Genomic DNA, 10,954 nt, shown 5'->3' with positions numbered 1-10,954 from the left:
CCTAAAAATATAAAGTGATCGGGGTGCCGTATGTCTATTTTTAAGAAACAGGAATCGTATTGGGCAAGCCGATTTGAAGATGATGACCATCTTGTTCATTTGCCTTATTGCAAGACAACCTCCAAACACCCAGACGATACGCAGCACCAGAATGATATATATAAGTCTTTGTCAGCCGATGTTTCATATAAAATCAAGTCCATGTCACGAAATGCTCCTATGGCGATATATACGATCTTATTAACGGGAGTTCAGTGTCTGTTATATAAATACACGAATGAAACCAAGATGATTATTGGCATACCAACGATGGAAGAAAAGAATAATGATCTATCACTCTCGAATAAGGTTCTTGTCTTAAAAAATAATATCAATCATGTGATGTCATTCAAATCCTTATTTAATCAAGTGAAGACCTGTTTAACCGAAGCCATTCAGCATCAACGAATCCCTTTCAGAAAAATGGTTGAACGTTTAAATGTTCAGTATGATTCGAACCATGTACCTCTGATTCATACCTTGGTTTCGTTGAATGAAATTCATCCTGCTCTTGATGAAAATAACGTAAAAGCGGCGACGATGTTCCACTTTGATCTGGAGAACGACTCCATTCAGTTAAGATTAGTTTATGATGATGATCGTTATGATCGCGATTATATGGTTCAAATTGTAGAGCATCTTGACCAATTGTTATCCGTTGTGCTGAACCAACCTGATTTGGAGTTAAGTCAAGTTGATATGTTATCAGAGTTTCATCGAAACAAGCTGTTATATGACTTTAACGATACAAGCGTGGGGTATCCACAGAACAAGACGATGCATCAATTATTTGAAGAACAGGTGGAACGAACACCGGACCATCCGGCAGTCGTATTTGAGAATAGACAGTTAACGTACAGAGAGTTAAATCAAAAATCCAACCAATTGGCCCGATTGCTTCAAGCTAAGGGGGTGCAGGCGGGTCAGTTCGTTGGCATTATGGCAGAGCGCTCACTTGAGATGATCATAGGTTTATTCGGTATTCTAAAAGCAGGCGGAGCATATGTCCCAATCGATCCGGAATATCCGGCAGATCGTATTCATTACATCCTTGAGGATTCAAAAGTGGCTTGGTTGCTGCATCAAAGTCATATACAGGAACCTGAACATTATGCAGGGACATGTGTCATTCTGGATTCTGAAATAAATCACTATGATGATCATTTAAATTGGGTAGATGGAGCGATCTCCAGTGATTTGGCATACATGATCTACACGTCTGGAACAACAGGTCATCCCAAAGGCGTAATGATTGAACATGCCAGCATTGTGAACTCCCTGCAATGGAAATCGGATTTTTATCATTTTACCGGAGATGATCGGGTATTAATGCTGAATCCATTCGTTTTTGATTCGTTTATTACCCATTTCTTTGGTCCGATGATATCTGGCTCGACAGTGTATTTGTTAAACCAGCAACAGTGTAAAGATGCTATAGCCATCAATACAATGGTCAAAAAACAGCAAATCACGCACATCCAAAGTCCACCCAGTTTCTTGATGACCCTATTGGAACAAGTAAGCGCGGAAGATTGGGCAACCATGAAAAATGTGGTGGCTGCGGGAGAGAAGATTGTTCCTGCCTTAATACACAAATTGCAGCGCATCAATCCACGCATCGAAGTGTGTAATGAATACGGTCCAACCGAAAATAGTGTTGTATCCACAGTTCTGTCGATCAAGTCGGCAGATCAAAATATCTCAATCGGGAAGCCTATTGCGAACAATAGAGTCTACATTTTAGGAGAACGGAATGAATTGCAGCCTATTGGAGTGCAGGGAGAATTATGTGTAGCCGGAGCAGGGCTATCCAGAGGTTACTTGAACCGTCCAGATCTGACTGCGGAGAAATTCGTGGATGATCCATTTGTTTCGGGAGCAAAAATGTACAAGACAGGTGACTTCGCAAGATGGCTGCCCGATGGGAACATAGAGTATATAGGAAGGGTAGATCATCAAGAGAAAATTCGTGGACACCGGATTGAACTTGGTGAAGTGGAGACGGCTCTTCTAAATAGTACCCAGATAAAAGAGGCCATCGTCATAACCAGAGAAGATGAAACGGGAACCAAACAATTATGTGCGTACCTGGTAGGAGAGGATGCAATCACGATCGGGGAACTGCGGGAGGTGCTGTCCCAGCAGCTGCCAAACTACATGATTCCGTCCTATTTTGTACAGCTGGATCAGATGCCACTCACGTCTAACGGGAAAATCGATCGCAAAGCTTTGCCTGCTCCCAAAGAACATATGTTGAAGGGCATGGAGTACGAAGCACCCCGAACGATGGTGGAACAACAACTTGTATCGATCTGGGAAGAGGTACTTGGGGTAGAGAACATTGGGGTTTTGGATAATTTCTTCGAGCTTGGAGGAGATTCGATTAAATCCATTCAAGTCTCTTCAAGATTATATCAAGCAGGTTACCAGGTACAGATGGATCATCTGTTTAAAAATCCAACCATAGCAAGCTTGATTCCCTATGTTCAACCCATAAGTACCCTGTCAGAACAGGGAATCATCACTGGAAAAGTAATGCTGACTCCAATCCAGCATTGGTTTTTTGAGAAATACAAGGTGGACGCCCAACATTATAATCAGTCCGTGATGTTGTATCGGAAAGAAGGTTTTCATGAAGTCACACTTCGCTGTGTATTCGATAAATTGAGTGAGCATCATGATGCACTTCGTACAGTATATCGCCTTACAGAACAGGGTTATGAAGCGTGGAATGAAGGGTTGGCAAGGGAATCCTTATATACACTTGAAGTGATGGACTTCAAGTCATTAGCAGATCCGTCTCAAGAAATCGAGAAGAAGGCAAATGAAATGCAAAGCACGTTCACTTTGGAACGTGGACCCTTGATGAAGCTGGGCATATTTCAATGTGCAGATGGAGATCATCTATTAATCGTTATTCATCACCTCGTCATCGACGGGGTTTCATGGCGAATTTTGATTGAAGACCTATCAAGGGGATATGAACAATTAAGTGATGGAGAATCGATTCAACTACCGCAAAAAACGGCTTCATTCCAATTATGGGCAGAACAGCTTCAGTTGTATGCGAACAGTGATGCGATAACGAAAGAAATTGCATATTGGAATGAAATTGAAAAAGCAACCTATAAGCTGTTACCTACAGATTTCGAAGCGGATCATGCACTGGAAAAAGACAGTGAAGAAATCACGATGGAATGGTCAGCGGCAGAAACGGAGCAATTATTAAAACAAGCGAATCGTGCGTATAAAACGGAGATTAGCGATTTGCTGCTCCATGCATTAGGCATGTCTATTCACCAATGGACGGGCATGGATAAAGTGCTGGTCAATCTGGAGGGACATGGAAGAGAACAAATTTTACCGGATCTCGATATTACACGAACGATCGGATGGTTTACGAGCCAGTATCCGGTTGTACTTGATATGGAAGCAAGTTCAAATATGTCTCTTTTCATCAAAACAAACAAAGAAATGATTCGTCAAATCCCTAAAAAAGGGATTGGTTATGGAATTTTACGATATTTAAGTGCACATCAGCAAGAAAGGCTCTTTACCTTGAATCCTGAAATTAGCTTTAACTATTTGGGTCAATTTGATCAGGATCTTCAGAATAGCGGGATGCAGATCTCTCCCTATCCAGGCGGAGCAACAGCAAGCGACAATCACAGAAGAAATGTTCTTATCGATATGAATGCCTTAATTGTGGAAGGCAAATTGACGTTGTCCCTTCGGTATAGTCGCACCCAATATCAAAAAGAAACGATGGAGCGAGTGGTAACATATTTTAGAGATCATCTGCAAGAAATCGTGATGCATTGTGTGACAAAAGAGAAGCCGGAATGTACACCAAGTGATCTAACGTTAAAAGGAATTACCATTGAAGAATTAGAAGGATTTGTTCAAGAATCGGAACACATTGGTGAAATCGAAGATATATATACTTTGTCCCCGATGCAAAATGGAATGTTCTTTCATCATTTGCTTCATTCAAAATCGGAAGCGTATTTCCTTCAAACCACGCTGGATCTTCATGGTTCGTTAGACGTGGAAGCTTTTACGAAAAGTCTGGATCAGTTGATGCAGCGTAATTCGATTCTCAGAACAAATTTTCATAGCAAATGGAAGAATGGACCTCTGCAAGTGGTATACCGTCATAAACGGAATGGGCTAATATACGAAGATTTGCGTGAGATGAATGAAAAAGATCGTGAAGCATACGTGGCAGAATATACAAGAGCAGATAAAATAAAAGGTTTCGACCTGTCTCAGGATGTGTTAATGCGTATTTCGATATTGCAAACGCATGACCAAACCTATCGTTTCATTTGGAATTATCATCATATTTTGATGGATGGCTGGTGCCTGTCGCTTGTAATCCAGGAGTTGTTTGATGGATACTTTGCTATTCAGGAACAACGAAAACTGGAGGCAAAGAGTACGATTCCATACAAACACTATATTGAATGGCTGGACAACCAAGATCATGAAGAGTCCCTGAAATACTGGCGTGACTATTTGCAAGGTTACGATGAGCAGACCACTTTGCCAAAAGAACATTCAATTACGAAGAGTGATGAATATCATTCAGAGCATATGATTTGTACACTTAGTCAGGAATTAACCGGACAAATCGCACATGTGGCCAGTCAGAATCAGGTAACGCTGAATACGTTCATGCAGACAGCCTGGGGAATGTTGCTACAGATATATAACGGCAGTGAGGATGTTGTATTCGGAAGCGTGGTGTCGGGCAGACCTGCGGCGATTGTTGGAGTTGAGCGAATCATTGGTTTATTCATCAATACCATTCCTGTACGCATTCAGACTCAAGGTAATGAGACATTTGCAGCGATTATGAAGCGGAATCAGGAACATGCTGTCGCTTCGCATCCACATGACACGTATCCGTTATACGAGATTCAAGCGGAAACATCGCAAAAGCAAAATTTGATTGATCATATCCTGATATTCGAGAATTATCCTGTACAGGGCATTATGGAACAGTTTGGGGATCAGGAGGAGACAGCTCTTCGGATTACGAATGTAGAAGCAGATGAACAAACGAACTATGACTTTAACCTGATTATTAAACCAGGCCAATCCATGAAATGTATGTTCTATTACAATGCTAACGTCTATGATCGGGCAAGCGTAGAACGCATTCAAGGTCACTTGATTCAGATGTTGAAGCAAGTGGTCAACAATCCGCTTATCCCTATCCATGACATTGACTTGACGACAACACAGGAGAAAACACAAATTTTGGAACAGTTTAATGATTCCATGGCTGAATATCCAATGAACAAGACGATTCATGGACTGTTTGAGGAACAGGCGGCAAGGACTCCTGAACACGTTGCGGTTGTATTTGAGGATCAACATGTGACCTATCAAGCGCTGAACAAGAAAGCCAACCAATTGGCAAGAACGTTGAAGGCTACAGGCATTCAAAATGATCAGTTAATCGGGATCATCGCTGATCGTTCGCTAGACATGGTTGTAGGAATCCTGGCGATTTTGAAAGCGGGTGGCGCATACGTGCCGATTGATCCTGAATATCCGGAGGATCGTATAAACTACATGCTTGAGGATTCGGGTGTACATGTATTATTAATGCAAAGTCATTTGCAAGAACGCATCTCTTTTGCAGGAGTGGTCGTTTGCCTGGATCTACCTGAGTCCTATCATGAAGATCATTCCAATTTGGGAATTACTGCTGCACCAAAAGGCCTGGCATATGTAATTTATACCTCAGGAACGACAGGTAAACCAAAAGGGACATGTATTGAACATAAAAATGTGGTGCGATTGTTGTTCAACAGTAAAAATTTGTTTGATTTTAATGCATCAGATACATGGACCTTATTCCATTCTTTTTGTTTTGATTTTTCGGTATGGGAAATGTACGGAGCATTGCTCTATGGCGGAAAACTGGTTATCGTACCTCAAATGACGGCAAAAAGTCCGGAACAATTTCTACAATTGTTAAAAAACGAGCAAGTGACGATATTAAATCAAACGCCAACGTATTTCTATCATCTTCTTCAGGAAGAACTGGCAGGTCATGCAGCAGATCTGAAATTAAGAAAAGTGATTTTTGGCGGAGAAGCCCTCAATCCCGTGTTATTGAAGGATTGGAAGCTGAAATATCCATTTACCCAGTTAATTAATATGTATGGGATAACCGAAACAACGGTTCATGTAACGTATAAGGAAATAACCGACATTGAAATACATGCTGGAAAGAGCAATATTGGAAAACCAATCCCGACGTTGCAGACCTATATTCTGGATAAACACCAACGCATTCAACCGATCGGTGTTCAGGGAGAATTAGTTGTAGCAGGTGAGGGCCTTGCCAGAGGTTATCTGAACCGGCCTGATTTAACTGCAGAGAAATTTGTTGATCATCCCTGGATTACAAAAGGGAAAATGTATCGCACAGGAGATGCCGCAAGATGGCTGCCGGATGGAAATATGGAGTATCTGGGACGAATCGATCATCAAGTGAAAATTCGCGGTTACCGAATTGAGCTTGGCGAAGTGGAAACTGCGCTTTTGCAAATAGACTCCATTCAGGAAGCCGTCGTTATTGCCCGTGAGCATGAGGATGGTTCGAAGCAGTTGTGTGCGTATTGGAAAGGCGACAGCTCACTGACAGCGAAGAAAATCAGAATGGCGTTATCTCATGAAATCCCAGATTACATGATTCCATCTTATTTTGTTCAATTAGAGCATATACCATTAACTTCCAATGGGAAGGTTGACCGTAAGGCATTGCCATCTCCACAAGAACATATGCCAAAAGGGACCGAGTATAGGGCGCCGCAAAACGCTGTAGAACAAGCGATCGTCTCTGCCTGGGAAGCTGTGCTTGGTGTGCAAAAGGTTAGCACATCAGATCATTTCTTTGAACTCGGGGGCGATTCGATTAAATGTATTCAAGTTTCCTCACGACTGCTCCAAGCAGGGTATAAAGTGGAAATGAAGCATTTCTTCACCTATCCTACAGTAGCGGAGTTGAGTGAACACGTTACTTCCGTGAGCACTATTTCTGACCAAGGGGAAGTTACGGGACAAGTGATGCTGACACCTGTTCAGCGCTGGTTCTTTGATCAAAATATGGTGGACGCACATCATTACAATCAGGAAATGATGTTCTTTCGTGAAAAAGGGTTTGATATCCGCTTTATTCACAGCATCATGGATAAGATCGTTAAACAGCATGATGCTCTCCGTATCCTTTATCGACAAGCGCCTGAAGGTGGATATGAAGCGTGGAATCGAGGGGCAGACGAAGATGGATTATACAGCCTTGAAATCGTTGACCTCAAAACAGAAGCAGATCCTGCATTGTTCATTGAAAATAAAGCAAAAGAAATTCAGAGTGGTATGAATCTGTCTCACGGACCTTTGATCAAACTTGGGTTGTTCCAATGTGCTGAAGGGGATCACCTGCTTATTGCCATCCATCACTTGTTGGTAGACGGGGTTTCATGGCGTATTTTATATGAAGATATTCAGACAGGGCAAGACCAGTTCTTAAGAGGTGAAGAAATCCGGCTTCCTCAAAAAACGACCTCGTTTAAACAATGGGCAGAACAATTGTCGACGTTTGTAGACAGCTCGGCGATGAAGCAAGAGAATCCATACTGGAGTCGTGTGGAGCGGGCCCAGCTAAGCCCGCTGCCTAAAGATATGGATTGTGATGAGACGATTGGCAAAGATAGTGAAACGATCACCATTCATTGGACCGCAGCGGAAACCGAGCAATTATTAAAGCAAACACATCATGCGTACCATACGGAAATTAATGATATATTGCTAACGGCATTGGGAATGGCTGTTCATGATTGGACAGGCATGGGAGAAATCCTCGTAAATCTGGAAGGGCATGGTAGAGAAGACATCCTGTCAGAGCTGGACATTACGCGTACAGTGGGATGGTTTACGAGCATGTACCCCGTTATGATTACGATGGAGTCCGGGGCTGACTTATCAAGGAAGATTAAGACCGTCAAGGAAGGACTGCGCCAGATCCCAACCAAGGGCATTGGTTACGGGATTTCGAGGTATTTGTCACATGGAGATGAAGAATTCAAGTTAGAGAAAAATCCCGAAATTAGTTTCAACTATATGGGACAGGTGAATCAGGATTCGGGCCAAGATGGCATTAAATTCTCGTCTTATTCCAGCGGGCCATCCGTAAGTGAAAACAACAAGAGACCATTTGTGCTGAATATCAATGGCATTGTTACAGAGGGGCGGTTGTCGCTGTCCATCAACTATAGTTCAAAACAATATCGCCGGGAAACGATGGAGCAATTGGCTTGTCTCTATAAGGAAGGTCTTAATAGAGTCGTTGAACATTGTGTAACGAAGGAACAAACCGAGCTGACGCCAAGTGATATTTCATGCAAGTCATTAACCATTGATCAATTGGATCAAATCGTGGAACAAACGGGGCACATCGGTCGAATCGAAAATGTGTACCCACTTACACCATTACAGAAGGAAATGCTGTACGAAAGTGAACGGAATCCAATTTCTGGCGCTTACTTTGTACAAATCATGTTTGATATGCGTGGAGATTTGGATGTTACCTCTTTTGCGCAAAGTTTGGATCAATTAATGCAAAGGCATGCGATATTAAGAACTAATTTTTACAGTGATTTCGTGGACATCCCTCTTCAAATTGTGTATCAAGAGAAGAAATTTGAATTTAACTATGAAGTTGTAGCTGGCACAAGTGAGCTGCAACGTAAAACGTATGTTGACGAGTATATCGAGCAGGACAAGGCAAGAGGATTTGACTTACAACGAGATTCGCTAATACGTATGTCTGTTTTACGAACAAACCATGAGGAATACCGCGTCATATGGAGTTTTCACCATATTTTGATGGACGGCTGGTGTATGTCTCTGGTAAGCAAAGAGATATTTGAGAATTATTTTGCGATTCGGGAGAATAGAAAGCCTCAAGTGACTCTATTAACACCTTATAGTCAATTCATTGAATGGCTGGAACAGCAAGATCATCAAGGTGCAATAACCTATTGGACTCATTACTTGGATGGTTATGAAGGACAAACGAAATTGCCTGGAGAAAAAATCAAATCGAAGCATGAAAGACAAGATTCCAGAACGCTAAACTGTTATTTGGATGATGTACTAATCGAGCAAATGAAACAGATTGCGGAACAGCAGCATGTTACTCTCCATACGTTAGTGCAGACGGTCTGGGGCGTATTGTTGCAGCAATACAATGAAAGCAACGATGTTGTATTCGGAAGTGTTGTATCGGGCAGACCACCTGTCATTCCTGGGATCGAAAGCATGATTGGGTTATTTATTAATGCAATTCCTGTTCGGATCCAGGCTCAGGCTGATGAGTCATTTATATCTCTAATGAAAAGGAATCAGGCACAAGCTGTAGAGTCACATGCATATGATACGTATTCGTTATATGATATTCAAAATCTGACCAAGCAAAAACAATCTCTGATTAACCATGTTGTTGTGTATCAGAACTTCCCGGTAGAGAACCGAATGGAGAGTCTGGGTCAGAAAGGTGAAACACCGCTTGAGATTATGAATGTTGGGGGTACAGAACACAATAGTTTTGATTTTACTTTGATCGTCAAACCCCATGAAAATATGAAGATCATATTGATGTACAATGCCAATGTGTATGACCCATCTACCGTTGAACAGATTCAAAAACACTTTATTTCCATGATTCAACAGGTGGTAAGTAACCCGGAAGTTAAAATAAACGAACTTGCGTTGAGTACGTCGAACAGTTATTAATGCACAAGTAAGGGGCCGCTCCAGAAGTGAGTTTCCTCCTCACTCAAAGCGCTAACGAATCTACGCGTCTTAAGAGGTAGATCGACGTGAATGGCAAACTTAAACAAACCTCAGTAACGTTATTTCATCATATCAGGGTGTCAGAACCTAAAAAACGACCCAATCGACGAAATAACGACTCTGTGATTCGTTACACCACAGACCTGTGCAAATCAGAGCGAATAACGTGTGCAGGTTCATTAGATTAAAATAAACCTTAATAAGGGGTGTCCTCAGTCATGCTAATGACTTAAGGCATCCCTTTTTTATGCTCCGTTAATGATGATAGCTGGAAAATTACTGTAGATGGAGAAAAAAGCTTTCTACGTGGTCGGATCAACATTGTGATGTCACCAACGTTGCATATCAGCTATTGAAATTGCGGATGTTCATTCAACAGATCGTGGAAACGGCAGAAGTCTACAAAGAACTACCCCAAGCTGAGGGCGGTTATGAGTGAATGGAATGGATTCCCCTATTCATTTTGATCGACCTTTTAACATTTGCTCCCTTCTAACCGATATATAATAAGTACATCTATGTAACCAGAAAGTGAAAGGAGTGTAGAACATGGATATTGCAGCATTATCAATGGCGATGAGCCAAGCTTCAGTAGTGCAGTCGGCAAGCTTGCAAGTGATGTCGATTACAAAAGACATGGCACAGCAGCAAGGCCAGCAGATGGCGGAAATGTTGAAGTCAGTGCCTGCTCCTCACCCCAATCTGGGTGGAAGTCTCGATCTTTCGGTTTAGTTGAAATTACAGCATGTGTCCTCATGTAACACCCATTGCAGCAAGCAAAACCCAAACAGCTCCAATTCGAATGAATTGAAGCCGTTTGGGTCGTTTTTTTTCTGAATATTCATTCCGAAATTACGATCTTTTTATTACGATCTTCTCAGCGAAGCTTTGACAAGCTTGGCAATCGGCCTTCAAAGGGCAGTGTATTCTTCAATGTCCATAACTCATCGTAACTGGAAATCTGAAGATCGGCTTTGGACAAGTCCTGGTTGCCTGATCCCGGATTGCGATATCCGATACAGCGCATGCCTGCACTTTTGGC

2 protein-coding genes and 1 pseudogene are annotated in these 10,954 nt (G+C 42.0%); 2 read left to right on the top strand and 1 reads right to left on the bottom strand.

What is annotated here, in order from left to right; all coding sequences use genetic code 11:
* Window positions 1–30: 30 nt before the first annotated feature.
* Both ACE04G_RS22700 and ACE04G_RS22695 read left to right on the top strand, forming a co-directional pair.
* Window positions 31–9,852 (top strand): non-ribosomal peptide synthetase, encoded by a 9,822-nt coding sequence (locus ACE04G_RS22700; protein WP_221820550.1) that lies wholly within the window; start codon window positions 31–33, stop codon window positions 9,850–9,852.
* Window positions 9,853–10,461: 609 nt separating this feature from the next.
* Window positions 10,462–10,644 (top strand): YjfB family protein, encoded by a 183-nt coding sequence (locus ACE04G_RS22695; RefSeq protein ID WP_017687882.1) that lies wholly within the window; start codon window positions 10,462–10,464, stop codon window positions 10,642–10,644.
* Window positions 10,645–10,789: 145 nt separating this feature from the next.
* On the opposite strand, the pseudogene ACE04G_RS22690 reads toward ACE04G_RS22695, so the two are convergent.
* Window positions 10,790–10,954, bottom strand: a pseudogene (locus ACE04G_RS22690) (phosphatase); the annotation flags it as partial.

The organism is Paenibacillus sp. AGC31 (assembly GCF_057334655.1).
Note: the sequence above shows the minus strand (reverse complement) of the source record. Positions and strands in the feature narration are given on the sequence as shown.